This is a genomic window from Candidatus Uabimicrobium amorphum, assembly GCF_009002475.1.
Classification (GTDB): Bacteria; Planctomycetota; Uabimicrobiia; order Uabimicrobiales; family Uabimicrobiaceae; genus Uabimicrobium; species Uabimicrobium amorphum.
The window spans coordinates 2,123,872-2,141,115 of the sequence record NZ_AP019860.1 but is presented as its reverse complement, the minus strand read 5'-3'; the positions used below and the strand labels follow the sequence as shown (position 1 = coordinate 2,141,115).

Annotated in this window: 15 protein-coding genes; 9 read left to right on the top strand and 6 right to left on the bottom strand. The window is 39.5% G+C overall.

The genetic code is table 11. The features are described from left to right. Positions 1 to 7 precede the first annotated feature (7 nt). Genes UABAM_RS07510 through UABAM_RS07500 form a run of 3 tightly spaced genes read left to right on the top strand, consistent with a single transcriptional unit; the run spans position 8 to position 2,248 of the window. Entirely contained in the window at positions 8 to 628 is a 621-nt protein-coding gene (locus UABAM_RS07510) for an NADPH-dependent FMN reductase (protein WP_151967381.1), read from the top strand. A gap of 10 nt (positions 629 to 638) precedes the next feature. Further along, positions 639 to 1,583 carry a hypothetical protein gene (locus UABAM_RS07505; RefSeq protein ID WP_151967380.1) on the top strand — a complete coding sequence of 315 codons (945 nt, stop codon included), beginning with the start codon at positions 639 to 641 and terminating at the stop codon, positions 1,581 to 1,583. 11 nt (positions 1,584 to 1,594) lie between these two features. Continuing rightward, positions 1,595 to 2,248, top strand: a complete 654-nt coding sequence (locus UABAM_RS07500; RefSeq protein ID WP_151967379.1) for a phenylalanine--tRNA ligase beta subunit-related protein — start codon at positions 1,595 to 1,597, stop codon at positions 2,246 to 2,248. Between the two features lie 143 nt (positions 2,249 to 2,391). Here UABAM_RS07500 and UABAM_RS07495 read toward each other — a convergent pair whose 3' ends face one another. The 5 genes from UABAM_RS07495 to UABAM_RS07470 all read right to left on the bottom strand — a co-directional run bounded on the left by UABAM_RS07495 (position 2,392) and on the right by UABAM_RS07470 (position 7,898). Beyond that, positions 2,392 to 3,072 carry a leucine-rich repeat domain-containing protein gene (locus tag UABAM_RS07495; RefSeq protein WP_151967378.1) on the bottom strand — a complete coding sequence of 227 codons (681 nt, stop codon included), beginning with the start codon at positions 3,070 to 3,072 and terminating at the stop codon, positions 2,392 to 2,394. Positions 3,073 to 3,088: 16 nt separating this feature from the next. Beyond that, positions 3,089 to 5,119, bottom strand: coding sequence for a transglutaminase TgpA family protein (locus UABAM_RS07490; protein ID WP_151967377.1), 2,031 nt, complete (start codon positions 5,117 to 5,119; stop codon positions 3,089 to 3,091). Further along, on the bottom strand, positions 5,113 to 6,066 hold the full coding sequence (locus UABAM_RS07485) for a DUF58 domain-containing protein (protein ID WP_173013181.1): 954 nt from the start codon (positions 6,064 to 6,066) through the stop codon (positions 5,113 to 5,115). The genes UABAM_RS07490 and UABAM_RS07485 overlap by 7 nt, the downstream gene beginning before the upstream one ends. A 128-nt stretch (positions 6,067 to 6,194) precedes the next feature. Beyond that, positions 6,195 to 7,115, bottom strand: coding sequence for an AAA family ATPase (locus UABAM_RS07480; protein ID WP_151967375.1), 921 nt, complete (start codon positions 7,113 to 7,115; stop codon positions 6,195 to 6,197). Between the two features lie 243 nt (positions 7,116 to 7,358). Further along, the gene (locus tag UABAM_RS07470; RefSeq protein WP_151967373.1) at positions 7,359 to 7,898 is read right to left on the bottom strand and encodes an NUDIX domain-containing protein; all 540 of its coding nucleotides are present in this window, start codon (positions 7,896 to 7,898) and stop codon (positions 7,359 to 7,361) included. Between the two features lie 180 nt (positions 7,899 to 8,078). Between UABAM_RS07470 and UABAM_RS07465 the strand changes: the two genes are divergently transcribed. The 5 genes from UABAM_RS07465 to UABAM_RS07445 all read left to right on the top strand — a co-directional run bounded on the left by UABAM_RS07465 (position 8,079) and on the right by UABAM_RS07445 (position 15,397). Continuing rightward, on the top strand, positions 8,079 to 8,510 hold the full coding sequence (locus UABAM_RS07465) for a lytic transglycosylase domain-containing protein (protein ID WP_173013180.1): 432 nt from the start codon (positions 8,079 to 8,081) through the stop codon (positions 8,508 to 8,510). A gap of 5 nt (positions 8,511 to 8,515) precedes the next feature. Next, the gene (lptB, locus tag UABAM_RS07460; RefSeq protein ID WP_151967371.1) at positions 8,516 to 9,511 is read left to right on the top strand and encodes an LPS export ABC transporter ATP-binding protein; all 996 of its coding nucleotides are present in this window, start codon (positions 8,516 to 8,518) and stop codon (positions 9,509 to 9,511) included. Next, positions 9,472 to 11,883: a C25 family cysteine peptidase gene (locus UABAM_RS07455; protein WP_151967370.1), complete on the top strand. Its 2,412-nt coding sequence runs from the start codon at positions 9,472 to 9,474 to the stop codon at positions 11,881 to 11,883. Before lptB ends, UABAM_RS07455 begins: the two co-directional genes overlap by 40 nt. Continuing rightward, positions 11,873 to 14,317, top strand: coding sequence for a hypothetical protein (locus UABAM_RS07450; RefSeq protein ID WP_151967369.1), 2,445 nt, complete (start codon positions 11,873 to 11,875; stop codon positions 14,315 to 14,317). Before UABAM_RS07455 ends, UABAM_RS07450 begins: the two co-directional genes overlap by 11 nt. A 129-nt stretch (positions 14,318 to 14,446) precedes the next feature. Continuing rightward, the gene (locus tag UABAM_RS07445) at positions 14,447 to 15,397 is read left to right on the top strand and encodes an NAD(P)H-dependent flavin oxidoreductase (RefSeq protein WP_151967368.1); all 951 of its coding nucleotides are present in this window, start codon (positions 14,447 to 14,449) and stop codon (positions 15,395 to 15,397) included. Here the strand turns inward: UABAM_RS07445 and UABAM_RS07440 are convergent. Further along, entirely contained in the window at positions 15,387 to 15,779 is a 393-nt protein-coding gene (locus UABAM_RS07440; protein ID WP_173013179.1) for a type II secretion system protein GspG, read from the bottom strand. The genes UABAM_RS07445 and UABAM_RS07440 overlap by 11 nt on opposite strands. A gap of 237 nt (positions 15,780 to 16,016) precedes the next feature. On the opposite strand from UABAM_RS07440, the gene UABAM_RS07435 reads away from it, so the two are divergent. Then, positions 16,017 to 17,195, top strand: coding sequence for a hypothetical protein (locus tag UABAM_RS07435; protein ID WP_151967366.1), 1,179 nt, complete (start codon positions 16,017 to 16,019; stop codon positions 17,193 to 17,195). Positions 17,196 to 17,244 lie beyond the last annotated feature (49 nt).

The following is a 17,244-nucleotide window of genomic DNA, read 5'->3' as shown; positions in this document are numbered from 1 at the left end:
GTTTTACATGGAGTCAAACGAGGAAAAAATCAAAGTCATTGGTATTTCAGGCAGTATGCGCGCCAATAGTTATACAAGTGCGGCGGTAAAAATTGCTTTAGAAGGTGCACAGGAATTTGGTGCAGAAGTCGAGCTTGTGGAACTAGGACGTTATGAGTTGGTTTTCTGCAATGCCGAAAACGAAGAAAACTACCCTGCCGATGTTGAAAAACTAAGACAAAAAGTAGAAGCAGCACATGGCATCATTATTGGAACTCCAGAGTACCATGGTGGCTACAGCGGAGTGTTGAAAAATGCTCTCGACTTAATGGGTTTTCGTCAGTTTGAAGGCAAGATGATGGGACTTGTGGGAGTTGCAGGAGGAAAAATGGGGGCGATAAATGCTTTAAACGGCTTACGGGTTGTTGGGCGGACGTTGCATTCATGGGTAATTCCGCAACAAGCCTCTATTTCGGAATCTTGGAAGCAATTTGATGAAAATGGGAACTTGTTGGACGAAGATTTACGAAAGCAAGTACGCAATGTCGGACAACAAATTGCAAAATTTTCGTATTTACACCACTCAAATCAAGCTATGGAATTTTTGCGCTTATGGGAAAGCTCTATCGAAAATCCGGGAGCCAAGTAAAGGGGAAAATATGTATAAATTAATTTCAATCACTATCTTAGGCTGTTTGTTGTGCTCATGTACTTTGTCGGTAGTTCGCGTGCGCACAGCAGTTGACGTTCCTGCCGAAATTAACTTAATTCCGTATAAAAAAATAAAAGTAACGTCCGAAAGTGGGAAATATGCACCTCATATCAAGGAACAACTTTCTATTCGTATGGGCGAAGCGTTTGAAATTGTGGATAGCGGACATGACGCAGAAATTCGCATCAACTGTAAGGAAAGATTTGATGGCGAAGACATTGAAGAAAAGTCTGTCACCAGAACAACGCGTATCAATGAGATGCGTACCGACGAGACGCAGCCTTTTAAGAATGAGTTTATGGATGCGGATTATGAAAAAACAAAGCGCTATATACGAACAACCGTCGTGGAGCTCGACGTCAAATTTGAGGTGTTTGTCGATGAAGAGTTATTCGCGACAAAAAAATACACGCCATACAATGAAATGAAAAAGGAGAGAGTCGGTAGTCCGCCGCCACTCATGGAGGAAGAGAAAGTACTTCATGGCATGCTGTTCTACATAGTACGCGAATTTGCAAAATCTACGGTTCCGCAAAAATCGTACGGAGAAGTGCGTTTACAGAAAGTACGACATGGTGATTTTTACACAGGTGTAGAGTTCGCGCAACAAGGAAATTGGCAGGAAGCGATGAACATTTTTCACGAGATCTATTTAGAGGAAAATCCCGATAGCGAAGTACACGCGCGAAATATTTACAACTATGCTGTGAGTTTGCAATACACCGCGAATACGGTACCTGATCCCGTGGATCGTTTAAAAGATGCCTCCAAAATGTACGAAAAAGCGTATGAAACTTACAAAGAGTATTTGTACAAAAGCCAACTGCAAGATTGTGAAGATGAAATATCACGTATCAAAAGACTGCGAAGAAACGAAGTAAAAAAGAAGTAGCGGGAGAGCACATGTCTTTATCCATAGAAAAAAAACTAGAGGACATTTTTCTCGGCGGTGTTGCGGTGAAGAATGTGAAAATCGACCAAAGTGTCGACGAATTGGAAAAGCAACTTGCCATTTTACTGCAAAAACGCAAAGAACCGCTCAGCGAAGAAGAAGAGCATGTACGGCAAAGTGTACGCAAGATGTTGCGCCGCGGTGTATATCGTCCTACGGGAAGAAGTAAACCCGCATCGGAATATCTGATCCGCGCGGCGTTGAATGACAAGTTTCCGCGCATCAATATTGCCGTGGATACCATCAATTATTTGTCTCTCAAATATTTAGTTCCCATATCTTTGTGGGACACAGATTTGGCGGCAAGTGAACAGTATATTTTTCGTCTAGGTACTGAGGACGAAAGATATATTTTCAATAGCGCCGATCAGGAGATTAAACTGCATGACCTTATTACCGGCTTTTGCATGCGCGATGGAAAAGAGCAGGCAATGGTCAATCCGGTGAAAGACTCTCTCGCGACAAAAACAACACCCGAGTCGCAGAATGTAGCGATGGTGATTTACTATCCCTTTGCCGACGATGGAATCTTAGCGCAAATGCTGGAAGAATTTCGCGGTATTATGCAAAATGTTGGCGAAGTTTTACCTGGTGTGATTTGTTAGATATATTCGTTCACGTTTGTAAATTTTCGCAAGCGTGAACGAATATTTATGTAAGTTTTATTATTTAGGGAAAATAGATAAAGATGTCATTTTCCGATTATTTTATCCCATCCATCCTGTAAATCCTGTCCAATTTTTTAGAACTATTCAAAGTAAACACTGCACGACGGCAAATATTCACAAATGACCTTTTGCTGTTCTGCGGAAAAGTTTGCTTTGTCCAAAACTAAATCCGAAAGTTGCTTCATATTTTGAATTCCGGGTATTTGCGTGATTTTATTCCCCGATAACCCCAGCACTTTTAAACTTTGCAGTTGCGATAGATTTGTTGGCAATTTCTCAATGGCGTTGTCGGAAAGGTCTAGTAGGTGCAATTGGTATAACTGCACAATGTTTTCCGGGACTTCGGTGATGTAGTTGTTTCCCAAATATAGGCTTTCTAGAGTTCTTATTTTTAGAACAGCGGTGGGGATTTCTTTGAGATCTGTCCAGTGTAAATTTAGTTTACCAATGGAATTGTTCGGGTGAATAAACGCCAGCGTTTTATCGGAAATTTTTAGCGCCTCTAAGTTAAGATACTCGATCTTGCAATCCACGATTTGCGTTGTTTCAATTTTATTGGCAATGCTCAATTCTTCAAATTCGCAGTTGTGAAAAGTACAATTGGCGATACCGTATATCGAAACGACCTCATTTTTAAACTGGCAATCGTGAAAGTTGCTGTTTTGAAGTTGTTGGATGTCACTGTAGAGCTGCAAAACACAGTTTTCATATGTGCAATTATCTTTAATTTCTTGTAGGGTTTGATTTTTAAAATTTGTCATTGAGAGCCCCTTTTGTCTAAACCGCGTTTTTTTGTGTTTCTACTTGATTGTCTACAATTTGTTGCAGTTGTGCAATATTATTTTCGACGATTTGTTTTCTTTCCGCAGTGTACGGAGCATGACCAAATCGAATTTCGCAAAATAGATCACTAATATTTTTTACCGTTTTGTAGGTTTGCGGAAAATCACTTTGCACTCTTTGGGTAAATTCAAATGGGGTTTCCTCCGCATATTTATAACACTGTATACCCTCTAAGATCGAAAGCGTTTTTTGATAAAAAGAGTTGGCGATTGCGTGGGGACTCTTGTCTATTTGTTGTGGATGATTCTTTGTGGTTTTACCTATGTGTTTTTTTTGGTTACGTTGTAGAATTTTGTACATATAAAAGAGGACTAACGCCGTGAGTACCATCCACAAATGTGGTCTTAACCATTTAAAAAAGGCTTTCACATAGCCATATACGCTTTTTTGCTGTGAGTAAGAAAACCCTAAAACATCTAGAGTCCAAAATGCATATAACTTGTAGTATATTTTCTTCCAATAACTGAGTCCGATGAGATAATCTTCTTGGGGTGGTGTTGGGTCAAAAAATTTCCACTCGTTGTTGTGAAAAACTTCTACCCAAGCATGTGCGTCTTCATTGGTGACCACAACGTGATCTTTTTCATATTTTTCTGAGCGAAAACCACCGACCAATCTAGCGGGAATTCCTAGAGAGCGAAGCATAACCACCATGGATGTGGCGAAATGTATGCAGTATCCGCTTTGGGCATTGAATAGGAAGTAATCGCTTACTTCGTTTTTGCCTGGGTTCATATTTAGGGTGTAGTAATAGTTTTTCTTTAAGTGTGCTTCTATGGCAATAACTTTTTCGAGATTTCCCGAAGCGTTTTTGGTGACATCAACCGCGAGCTGTTTGACGCGATCGGAAATTTCAGGCAACTGTAAAAAATACTTGTCTACCCAAGCTTTGTCCCATTTTTTTGCTACCTTAGGCCCTGTGAGCATAAAGTAGGTGAATTTTTTTCTGAATTTGCGCGTAGAGGTTATATTTCCCACTTCATCTATGTCGAGCTGTGTCCGAAAATTACTAGCTTTTAGAACATAAGGTGTATTGCGATAGAAGATAGTTTGTCCTGGGTTATTATTGAATTTATAGACCTCAGCAGTGATATTCTTTATCGGAGGATTAAACTCCGCGTATCCGCGAAAACGAACAGGTTTTGTCGGTAGATTGGCGGACCAATTTGTTCCGTCATATTCGTTGTAAATAGCACCTTTGAAATAGTCCGAAGTATTTTTTGTTTGTACAATGAAAAATATATTGGGGTCAGAAAGAATGTTTTGTACAGACGCACTGGTTATTTTGCTGCTAAAACCCGTTTTTCCGATGTTGAGCTGCCCTGATGTGGCAAATTCCCATTTGTGGGAGCGAGGGACTAGAATAAAAATGACGGTTGCTAAAAGTACACCGGCAGCCACCATGGCAGATTTAATGCAGATCTTTCGAAAGGAGTTTTTGTAGGGAATTGTTTGTTGTTGTATGACGTACATCGATGCATTTTTGTGTTGGAATAAAATAAAATAGCGAAGTAGTCGTGTGCTACAAAAAACAAAGGCCACAAAAAAGAATAAGTAGGCAAAACGGTTTAACAATGAAGTGCACAACAACATCATTCCCAGTATTGTCAATAAGTTGACCGCGGATTTTTGGTGCTGTTTTTCGCGGAAGAAAAACAGTACATAAGAACCAATCAAGATTCCCCCGGCGGAGAAGAGTGTGTCACCACGTGTTGTAAGGTAAATCAATATGAAAATGGCCAAAAGTACAAAAGAGGCGATGGTGTCGGTCGACTTGTTGGAGATCGGTTTATTGATGAGAAAACCTATGGTCACTAAAACAATGAGTGGTGCAATTAAGTATGTTCTTTCTACAGCAAAAGCAAAACACGAAAGGGTGAGTATCATGTTTAGGTATATCCAGCGAATGTAATATTTTTCAATATTGTGGTTATCTATAGATAGTTTTCGTGTTTTTTTTAACATAGTTTTTCCAACCTAATTGAGTTTTCTCGTACAAAAAACACATATTGATGGTTTACATATCTTTCACTTTTCTGTGTCAGTATAAGCGTTGTTTGCGGGGAGTTTTGCAAAAATTCTTTCAGTGGCTTTGTCACTCTATTCGTTAGTACAATTAAGTTTTTATGTTGCTTGGTTAAGGTAAAGGGAAGATCTTGTATCTTGAGCTCTGTTAGAAAACGCAACACCGGTTTTAGTTTTGTCGATTTTACTTTTTTGTCGCCAACAATAAAATCATTCAAGCGTCCTTGTTGTTGGATTTCTGACGTAAGTGAGGCCGCAAGAACGATGATGTTTTCGAAATTTTCATTTTGTTGCGTGGTGTATTGACTCTGCATGTCAAAGTGAATAGCGATACTACATTCTATTGGGTTAAGGTCTACGTATTGGCGAACAATGAGGTCGTCTTTTTTTGCCGAGGCTTTCCAATCGATATAACGCGGATTGTCTCCTTGTACATAGTCGCGTAAACGCGAAAATGAATCGCGTGATGTTTTATTGTTTGTCATTTGCAATTGTTTGTTGCGATCGTGTCGTGCAAAATATTCGATATAAAAGTTTTCTAAGCGAAGTATGGCAGGTAATACATACAACTTGTTATCTGTCGAAAGTGATATTTTATTTTGAAATAGGCCAAAGGGGTAAATGGTTTCCAAGGGCAACTTTTTCCAGCGAACAACACCGCGTCGCGGATAAGTTGTCGTATATGTCGACAGGACGCGCGACTGTGGAGGTAAGTTGTAAACAAATATGTTTTGTTGACAAGTCGCGTCTTTTAAGCTAATGGCATACTTGTGTTCGTCAGTTGTGTTGTGAAACAAAACTTGAATCGATATGTGTTCTTTGGCAAACGTCTCGTGGGGGTGCTGTATTTTTATTTTTACCCCGCTGAGATTTCGCTGAGCTAACATAGGTGAAAACAACCAGATACAGATGAGAAATGTGTTAAATAAGTGCATCAAGTTGGAACGTGTGTTTAAACCAGCGAATAGCAAAGCAAGTATGACAGCTATGAGGATTTTTCCTGTTTTTGTGAGTGTCATAGCGGTACAGGTGTCTGTTCTAAAACGCGCAGTAAAAATTTCTCCACAAATTCATTGTTGTGATGATCCGTGGATTGTACGACACGATGTAGAAGCGTTGGTAAAAATAGCTCTTTTATATCATCGGGGAGTACATAATCTCTACCAGATACAAGTGCATAAGCGCGACATATTCTAAACAAAGAAAGACTACCGCGGTGACTTACACCAAAAGCGACTTCTTTTGTGTTGCGCGTTGCGTTTGCTAGGGCAATGATGTATTTGTATATGTTGTCGTCGACAACAACTTTTTTCACCTGTTCACGTAACTCTAGAATATCCTCTATGTGGAGTACGGATTGGAGATTTTTGATCGGATGTTGCTGTGATTGGCTTTTCATCATGGACATCTCTTGTGAGCTATCAAGGTACCCCAACGAGATTTTTAATAAAAAGCGGTCGAGTTGCGCGGTAAGAAGTGGAAAAGTTCCAGCAAAGGAAATGGGATTTTGTGTGGCAATCACAAAAAATGGTTGAGGTAATTCGTATGTTTTGCCATCAACAGTGACTTGGGCTTCGTTCATTGCTTCAAGAAGACTACTTTGTACTTTGGGAGTACCGCGGTTGATTTCATCTGCAAGAATGATATTGTGAAATATAGGACCTTTGCGAAATTCAAAGTCATTGTTTTCTTTGTTGAAGAGGGAAACGCCAGTAATATCTGCGGGCATGAGATCAGGTGTAAACTGGATACGCGAAAAATTAGCTTCGATTGATTTGGCAATTGCCAAAGCCAAAGTTGTTTTACCTGTACCTGGAATATCTTCTATCAGCAAGTGGCCGCCGGCAAGTAAACAAGCTATAGATAGTTTGATAGATTGAGTTTTTCCTACAATCACTTGCTCGATGTTTTGGATGAGTTTTTGTAAATTTTCCATTATTCCTCTAAGCGATTATTGGTTAACGAGAAACTTTACCTAAGGTATATAAGAATTCGGTACGCCTGTTTAGACGTACCGAATTTCTAATAAATTCTAAAGACACTTGGCCAACACTCTACCAGAGTCTAATTTTTTTTGTTTGCGCGACGTTTTCTTTGATTACTGATAATGGCACGCCCACCTCTTGTTTTCATGCGTGTCAAAAAACCGGTTTTTTTGCGGTATTTGAGGCTTGATTTTCTAGTTTTTACTTTCATTGTTCGCCCTTTCTTGCATATAACGTAATATCAACTTTAGTTTTGATGTTGATAGGTCCTCTACGCCGTTTAACAGTGTGAGTGCTGGTGTAGCATATTGTTTAATTGTGTTTAGCGTATAATCAATAATTTTTCCATGATCAAAACTCAATGCTGGAAGTTTTTTGATTGAGAACCACTGTGCCTCTTTGGCATCTGTTCCTGCTTTTACATTGTTTTTTGATTTAACTATACTCCAGTATGCCATAGAAATGGTCCATCCTCTAGGATCGCGACCTGGCTCATCAAATAATGTCAATGGCACTAGTGAGGAGGCAACTAAGCTTGTCTCTTCCTGCAATTCGCGATAAGCTGCTTCTTCAGCTGTTTCGCCTTTCGCCACAAAACCACCTGGCAATGCCCAACAATCCTTGAACGGAGCCTGTTTTCTTTTGATCAGGAGAATTTCTACTTTAGAGCGATACCACCTAAATAGAACAAGGTCCACTGTTAACGATGGTTGGGGAAATTTTTTTTTACTCATGTTATATTTGTTACCCAATTTAAGATTATTTTGCTATACTAATTTCATCGAAATTATAATCTTAAAAATTGAGATTTGCATATGATTTCTTCAAATATAAAAATATTTTGTGCGTTATTTTGTACAACTATAATAATTGGTAGTTGGTTTTCCCCACAGCCCAATATAAGTAGTTATAAGATGTGGATAAATAAGTATGCTTGTGAATTTTCTATAGACGAAAATTTAGTTGCGGCGACGATTATGACAGAATCAGGTGGTGATGTCAAGGCTGTTTCTACAAAAGGCGCGCGAGGAGTGATGCAAATAACACCGGCAACAGCAAAAAGGTTATGCAAAAAACTACAACGGCCTTTTTCTGTGGCAATGCTGCTACAACCACAACACAATATTTTTCTCGGTTGCTATTATCTGCATAATTTATTAAATACCTTTGATGGCTGTGCTGTCCTGGCACTGGCAGCTTACAACTGTGGTCCTAATCGCGTCCAAAGTTGGCTGGAGAAAACACCGCATCTTACAACTTGGGAGATACTGGAAACCCACGCCTCTTTAGAAACAAAACATTTTGTGTGGAGTGTACTGTATCGCTATGGCAACAGAACTAGGTGAGAATTATGGAACGATTTTTACAAACAGTGGAGTTGGTAAAAGTATATAAAAAAAGACGTGTTGTGGATAAAGTTTCTTTGCGTATAGAGCCTGGGAAAGTCATTGGACTTCTCGGGGCAAATGGCGCAGGGAAATCGACAACTTTTCGCATGGTAGCAGGTCTAGTAAGACCAGACTACGGACGTATCGTGTTAGATGGTAAGGATATTTCGAATCTACCTATGTACATGCGGGCACGCATTGGTATTGGTTATCTTCCTCAAGAAGCAACGATTTTTCGACGTCTCACAGTACGGGATAATATAATGGTGGTACTGCAACACTTGAAGATGAGTGCCAAAGAGCGTAAGAAACTACTGGAGTCACTCCTTGATGAAATGAATCTAAAACATTTAGAAAAAACATATGCGGAGAGGCTTTCGGGAGGTGAGAGACGCCGATTAGAAGTAACAAGGTTGTTGTCCACATCTCCTTCTTTCATGATGTGGGACGAACCATTTGCCGCAGTGGACCCTATTATTGTCGAGTATCTGCAAAAAATTATTTTAGAGCTGAAGGAAAAAGGTATCGGAATTCTGATCACCGATCACAAACCAAAAGAAACTTTGGCAGTAAGTGATTATGTATATGTGATGCATCAGGGAAAAATTTTGGTAGAAGATGTTCCCAATGTTGTTGCCACAAATCGTACCGTACAAGAAGTATATCTTGGGGATTCTGTTGCGAGCGATTCCCCCAAAACCGACAAAGAAAAGATGGCGCACCACGCAAAAGTCTATTTTGAGCAGCAGGAGTACGAAAAGGCGGTAGAAGTTATCACCGAAACTTTTGCAAGTAATTTGGACTGTGACACTCGTATGTTACGTGGAAAGTGTTTTTTAGGTTTAGAAGAATACCCATCGGCGATATTTGACTTTCAAAAAGTATTGAAATCTTCTCCTGAAAACAAGGAGGCACAAGAGTGTTTACAACATGCGCAAAGTTTATTAAGTTCATCCTAGTACTACTCTGCGTTCAGATAGTGGCCGAGGAAGCTGTCAAAATTACTGTCGACGAAAAAGGGCCGTATGTAATTCACTATGATCAACTACCCTCTTTTATGCAAGGTTGTCTACATGACTATCTCGAACTACAGTACAATGGAAAAAAAGTACCTATTCATGTAAACGCACAAACAGAAAAATTGCGGCGCGGAGATTCCATTTTTTTCTACAATTATTATCGTGGCTCACATGCGTACATACTAAAGCGAAAATTCGTTGTTTCGCAGGCGCGTTGGCGAAAAAAATTTTTGCGCAACGCAAAACTACCGAAGATTTCCTCTTGCATAAACAAAAAAGAGTTGACGCAAAACAATATCAATGCTTCTTTACCAGGAGAGAAGTCAGGGATAACTCCCATTGCATTTGATTACAAAATGTGGAAAAGAGCTAGTCGTCGCGGTGTGTTAGAGATTCGTTTTTATTTGGAAAACATTCTTCCTGCCACAACTAGTACAGTATTTATCGATTTAGTACACAGTTATACGTGCGAAGCTGTCGGAACAACAAAGATATTTATCAACGGTGAACTAAATGGTTTGTATGCTCTTTCTTCCCTGAAGAAGTTACAAACAAAACGGCTGCGACGTGGGGGAAATCAACTGCGATTTGAACTGCAACCGGGAACATATTTACCTGTATATCTCAACAATATAACTGTGTTCTATCGCGGAGCAATTTTGGGTAGTGGACAGCTCACAGCGCAAAAACAAAAATATCACATAGCCATCGCCGAAAGAGAAACATACTGTTTTCTAAGTGAGGACTATGTTTATCAAGAGGTACGCAATGCCTTTTATTGCAATGAGCCACGTCGTATTTACTTTTGGCGTAAAACGAATTTCAAAACGGCGAAGGTTCGCAAAATTAAAATCTTTCGCAATAAGAACGCGGGGGCAAACTATATCGTCATTGCCCCAAAGAATTTACAAGGAATATTACAACGTCTTGTTCAATGGCGCAAAGGACAAGGTCATCGATTTTTATTTGCTACCCCACAAGAAATTTACGATACATTTGGTTATGGTATGGCCAATGCCGCAGCAATTAAACGTTTTATTAAGAGCATCGCAAAAAAACAACGTATTGAGTATTTACTTTTAGTTGGTGATGTGGGGAAAATAGAAATACCTACGAACTACGTGTACACTTATTTTGGTGGAGTTACAGCGAGCGACTTTCCGTATAGTTTAGATGGAAAAATTGCTGTGGGACGTATACCAACGCAAAACTACGAAAAACTAAATACAATTATTTCTAAAATAATCGCGTACGAAACACAAGGTGGTTTGTGGCAACATAAAGTACATTTTGTTGCTGGTCAAGGGGATTTTGGAGCGGCCATTGACAGTTTTTGCGAACTTGTTTTTAAAAAACTAGTGGCCAGTTACATGCCGACGTTGTATCAACTCAAAATGATGTATGCCAATCCCAATTCTCCTTTTTTTGAATTGCCAAAAAAGTTTATGCCTGGCGTTTTAAGACGTTTTGGCGAGGGAGGATTATTTTTTGTATACGTAGGTCATGGTAATTATGATCGCTTTGCAGATATCTCCCACAATAAACGCAGATACCCCATGTTGCGAAAACGCGATGTGCAAAAAATGTATCGTGGAAATACATTTCCTCCTGTGGTTTCCATTGCGTGTGACACCGCTTATTTTGATCATCACCGCGAATGTTTGGGGGAAAAAATGCTGTTTCATCCATTTGGTTGCTCATTGTTTATCGGTTCTTCACGTATATCGCATCCATATGCCAATGCTTTAGTGGGAAAAGCGTTGCTAAAAGGGCTGTTTGTTAAAAAGTCTGATACCGTAGGGAAATTGATGTGCAACGTGTATCACGAGTTAAAATTTCCTCCACGCTTTGATTTTCTACAAATTTTAATCGATGGTGGAGCAAAGATGTTTACTATTGGTACGCCTCTACGTGATTTAAATCGCATACGTCGAGAACATTGTTATTTGTACGGCATTTTAGGTGATCCAGCAACACGCATAAGATATCCTAAAAATGTACTTTCTATTAAAATGAAAAAAAAGTATGATGAGTTTTTAGTACTAGGTGTAACATCAAAAGTAAATATTCCGGTTAGTACAAAGATGCATGTTTCTGTAAGTTTCGACTTGTTGGGCGCTGAAACTAGTTCTCTTGCAGTGCATGATCAAGCTATTTTTGAAACGTCTAAATTTTACGAAAACGGGGAGTTACGAATTCCCATAAAAAATTTAAAACCAGGAAAGTATTACATAAGAGTGTGTATGGTAATACAAAACGATTGTTTGGTAGGAACGTATCTGTATTCAAAAGGAAAGACTAATGGCAATTAAATGTACTTGCTCTGGCTGTGGCCACGCATTTGAAGTTCCCGATGAATGTTTTGGTAAAAACGTGAATTGTCCGAGCTGTGGGAACGTTGTTTCCATCGAGTTGGGGTTTTCCGATGATGATTTTATGGACGATAACTCACAACAGGAAGAAGAGTATCATGACCCTACATTGGATGTCGGCGATGATATGGAGGTTGACTTAGATGCGGATATTACCATCCCTGACGATTTGGCAGAAGATAATTTAAAACCCGCTATTGAAGATTCTCCTCCCGCGCAAATGCGAAAAGTGGACAACGACACAGGCGTTTCTCTGGAACCGATCATTACGAGTACAGCTAAAAAAAGTAAATTACCGATGTTGTTAGGGGCTCTCGCCGTTTTAGCGGTGGTATACTGGTTTTTTATACGCGAATACGAAGCACCACCTATTACTGTTTCGCAAATAGTAGATCTCGCTCCGAATGACGTAAATGGCGCTTTTGTTGTCAACTATGAGGCGCTAGAAAAAATACTGACTCGTGACGATCAAAAAATGATTTCGGAGTTTACGCGCAATTTGCCGAAAGACTTTCCATTTCGTGAAAGCAACGTTCGCAAGTTATTTGTATACATGTCTGGTGACCCACAAAAGCCCGATGTCGAAGTTTTCGTGATGGGGCAATTTCATCCTGCTCGGTTCGAAAATATCGCGAATAGATATGGTAGTTACGGCATCGGTAGTGTTAAATTCGATGGGCCAAGTAAGCGAACGGGTTACTATTGTTTGCTGCAAAAAGATTTGCTGGTGCTCACAGACAGTGAGTTGCGTGTAAAGGGAATCGTGGATCGTTATTCCGACTCTAGTGTGACAACTGCCAATATGAACTTCCTGAAATTGGGAACAAACGATATTCCCTATATTTTCAAAATGCATGGCAAGGTATCACCAGAAGAGTTTCGCAAGATACCACAATTTAACGATATTCCCGAAGAGTACCGTTTATACACCTCGTTATACAAAATCTCATTGGAAATTGGTCACAACGGGGACGCTGGTTACATTTACTTCAATGGTGGATTTGAAGAATCGCGGGCAGCGAGCAAACTTTATACTTTATTGAAGAAACAAAAACAGAAGCTGCAAAACTATATTCTGTCTTTTGAGTCGAAAAGGGTAAAAGACTCTGCTGCTTTACTTAACAACATTGAATTCCATACCGAAGAGGATAGCCTAATTGTCAATTGGCAATTAAGTAAAAATTTCGTGGAACAAGTAAAGTGGTTGGGCGGAGAAGGACGTACAAAAATCACCGAAGAAGTGCAGTGGCAAGAATACAAAAACATGCCCTTTTCTACCCCGGAACAGGAGATAAGTTTCTTAAATAACTTTGTAAAACAGTTTCCAAGTGGGATCTATGGAGAAAGAGCACAAAAGCGCATTTTCGAAATTAGAGAAAAACTATTTGCCGACGAAACAAAAGAGCTCTACAAGCAGTATTTTGCACGTACTTCTCCAAAAACACCGCTGGAAAATTGGCGCATATGGAAAGAATTTCCTTTAGAAAAATACAAAGGCTTACCTATTGAAGAAAAAGTCAACAAGCACATCGCTGATGAGCGTATAGCGGTAGTAAAGACCCTAAAAGATTTACAAGTACGTATGAACCAAATGATGAAAAGCAAAGATTACAAAGACATGGGAGATTTTAAGAAAACATTCGGATCTTTCTTTTCTAAAGAAAACCAAAAAGACGTTACGGAAATTTTCTCCACAATAAAAGGACGTGATCGCAACATACCACGGACTTTAGAAGGGGTGTATCGACAATTGGAGAGAAACCATAGTGTTTACATGAGACAGCTCAAGAGTAAGAATGAACGCGAAGCAAAGCGTATTGCTGGATTGGCGGATAGTTTTTTAGAAAATGGTTACTACGAATATTTGTCAAAGGGTGCTTACAATAGTGCGAAAGAGAGAATTGCGGAATACCAAAAAAGCTTAACGAATTTAGGGGAAGATTCTCTCGACGAAAAGTTTGCAAAAGCACTGAATGACATAAAAGGTTTGGAAAAAATTTCTTATCTTCTATACAAAGAACTACGCTATCGGAAAAAAACTAAGAAGAAAGTGGTCCTGGCGTTAGTCTCTGGAAAACTACGCAGTGGGGTAGTCGTTTCTACAAAGAAAGATACCTTTCGACTAAAAACTTTTACTTCTGTTGAAAAATTTTCCTACACCGATATTAAAGCGCTTTATGTCTTTCAACTGTTGGAAAAAAGGCATCTGAATAATCCTCCGGTGGCCTATTCTTTAGGATTGCTACTTTTTAGTTCTTCCAAAGGTAACAATAGCCGTGCCGACTTGCGCTTAGCAAAACGCGCGTTATCGAAATCCGCAGAAAAAGGTTACGGCCCTGCAAAAGAGCTATTGGCTTTAATAACGAAAAAGTAGGGTTCTCTTGCCACACAACACCGTTTTTCTTTCCTTTGTAAATCCCGCATCCACTGCGGGATTTACAGTTTATCAGGCTACCACCAGCTGGTATACCCCAATCGACTAAAATTTTTTGACGAGAGAGCCATGAGTCTACCTAATATATTAGATAAACGTTTGACAATACCTGCTGTCGGCGCGCCGATGTTTATTATTTCAAACCCCGATTTAGTGATTGCCCAGTGTAAGGCAGGCATTGTAGGGTCGTTTCCCGCTTTAAATGCCAGAGAAGAAGGACAATTGGAAAAGTGGTTGATGAAAATCAGCGAAGAGCTAGATCGTTATAATCAAGAAAACGAAAAACCTGCGGCTCCGTTTGCGGTAAATCAAATTGTGCATCGTTCGAATAAAAGATTAGAGCAAGATTTAGAACTGTGCGTGAAATACAAAGTACCCATTATCATCACCTCCCTTGGGGCACGAGTAGAGCTAAATGAAATTGTGCACTCTTACGGTGGAATTACTTTACACGATGTCATCAATAATACTTTTGCAAAAAAAGCCATTGATAAAGGTGCAGATGGTCTGATTGCTGTAGCTGCTGGGGCGGGAGGACATGCGGGAACTACTTCACCATTTGCATTGATACAAGAAATTCGCGAATGGTTTGATGGTCCGCTGCTACTCTCTGGCTCGATTGCCACCGGACGGGCGATTTTGGCAGCGCAGGTCATGGGCGCTGATTTAGCATATATTGGATCTGCTTTTATTGCCACGAAAGAAGCAAACGCTGTAGAGGCATACAAAAAGATGATTGTCGATTGTAGTTCTCAAGATATTGTGTACAGTAACCTTTTCTCAGGGGTACATGGCAATTATCTCAAACCTTCTATTCGAAATACAGGGCTTGACCCGGAAAATCTGCAACAAAGTGATCCCTCCAAAATGAATTTTGGCACAGATCAAAGAGCATGGAAAGATATCTGGAGTGCTGGGCATGGTATTGGAGCCATTGACGATATCATTTCGGCGAAGGAACTTGTGGAGCGTTTAATCAACGAATATTCTACGGAAAAAGAGCGTATAGCTAATCAGTAATAATTATATCTTCATCCTGACCTTGTCCTCCTTTTTTACCATCGCGACCGTAGCATATGAGTTGGTATCCGGTAACAGTCGTTTTATACAAATATTTATTTCCCCATGGATCCATTAGTGGTATTTGTTCGTTATACAAAGGTTGATTTTTTTTTAGCAGTAGATCTAATCCCTGGTCTTCATTTGGATAGTTTCCATTTATGTGTTTGTAGTACTTTAAAGCGAAAGAAAATGTTTGTAACTGCGTTGTGACAAGACTGCGCTGAGCGGCTCTTCGCTGGTCATAAACACCTATGGCAACAAAAGCGAATAGGGTAACCACAAAAGCAATGAAAAAAATATACTTGCAAGCAATTCCTCCTCTAGAAGGACGGTCTTTCATTTTTTCTCCTTTGGAATATAGTTTTATGTGCAGTGGTTCGTTCATCGTAAGCGTTTTTTTTTACATTGGCAACAATTTTTTTGAAATCTTAGGTACTTTTAAAATTAAAAGTAAAATAGTCAATTTTATTGGCAAAACGAAAAAAATGACTATATAATTCTGTGTAACCCCATGGAAGACAATGACTTATACTTTCGGTGTATTTTCGGTTAACTAACGGTTTTTTCCTAGGAGCTAATGATGACCCACAAGACGATCTCAATAAAAGAAGCGGCTAAAATAAAGAAGACCTCTATTCCAACGATTATGAACTGGATTGGGAACAAAATTATTGCCGAGAAAAATCCGCGATGGATTGTATTAGTTGATGAGTGTTTCAAAGAAGCAAAAAAAGGTAAGTCATTGGGAAAAGATCTACAAAAAAAAGTCGCTTTTGTTTCTCAAAAAATTGCGGCAGGAACATCCATGAAGGAAGCCGTTGTCGCATATGAGGGAAAAGCAGACCAAGGTACAACGCAAATAGTTGTAAACACCGTTACAAAAAAAGACGAAAAAAACTGGGGCGTTGGACAAGATGTACTGTGGTGTGATACAAAAAACAAATCAAATCGCATGGGTGTCATTTGCAATATAAAAAAGCGTGTTCAAGTACAATTTCAAAATGGAGAGAAAAGCTGGGTAGCGAAATCAAATCTTCGTGTACTCAACGAACCCGCTAAATTTTACTCACCCCAAATCATGAAAAAAAGCACCACGGCGATTCCTAAACCTAATTTTTTAGAAAAAAAAGTATGCGAATTAGAACAACAAATACTCGCGCTTCAAGAGGAAGTACGACGTTCTATCGCTGAAAGAGATAAGGCGAGAGCCTACCGCATTGATTTAGAAAACGAAAAGAATGAAATGCGTACGCAAATTGTTGCTTTGCAAGAAGATGTGGAAGAGAAAAAGGAAGTTATTCAGACGCAAAAGTCGCAGATCGAAGAATTAAAAGAGCGTTTATATGAACAACACAGTCGTGCAAATCGCAGCGAGTTTGAAAACGAAAAATTAGCAAAAGCTCTGGCAGAATATCGCAATGATTTGAGTGACACCCGAGCCGAATTAGAACAAACAATGGCTCTCAAACACTACAATCAAGTCGAGAAATTATCTTTACAAGACCAAATTGCAGAAAGAGCAGAGCAAGTGGTGTATATTCCTTCCAATTCTAATATAGCAAAAAGACGTGAAGAGGATATTGCTGCAGGGAAGCCTGTATCGGACAATATACAGGTTATTGACGTGGAGGCTTTACAGCAACAACTATTTCGTCAGGCAAAGGAAAAATACAAGAACCATGCTTTTGTAAAAGTAATGAACGAAACTTTGCGTAAAAAGGCGGAAAATGAAAAAAAGGTAGAAAGTGAAATCTGATGTCTATTGTTTGCAAACATCATGATTGAGGTATCCTATTTACCCAAGC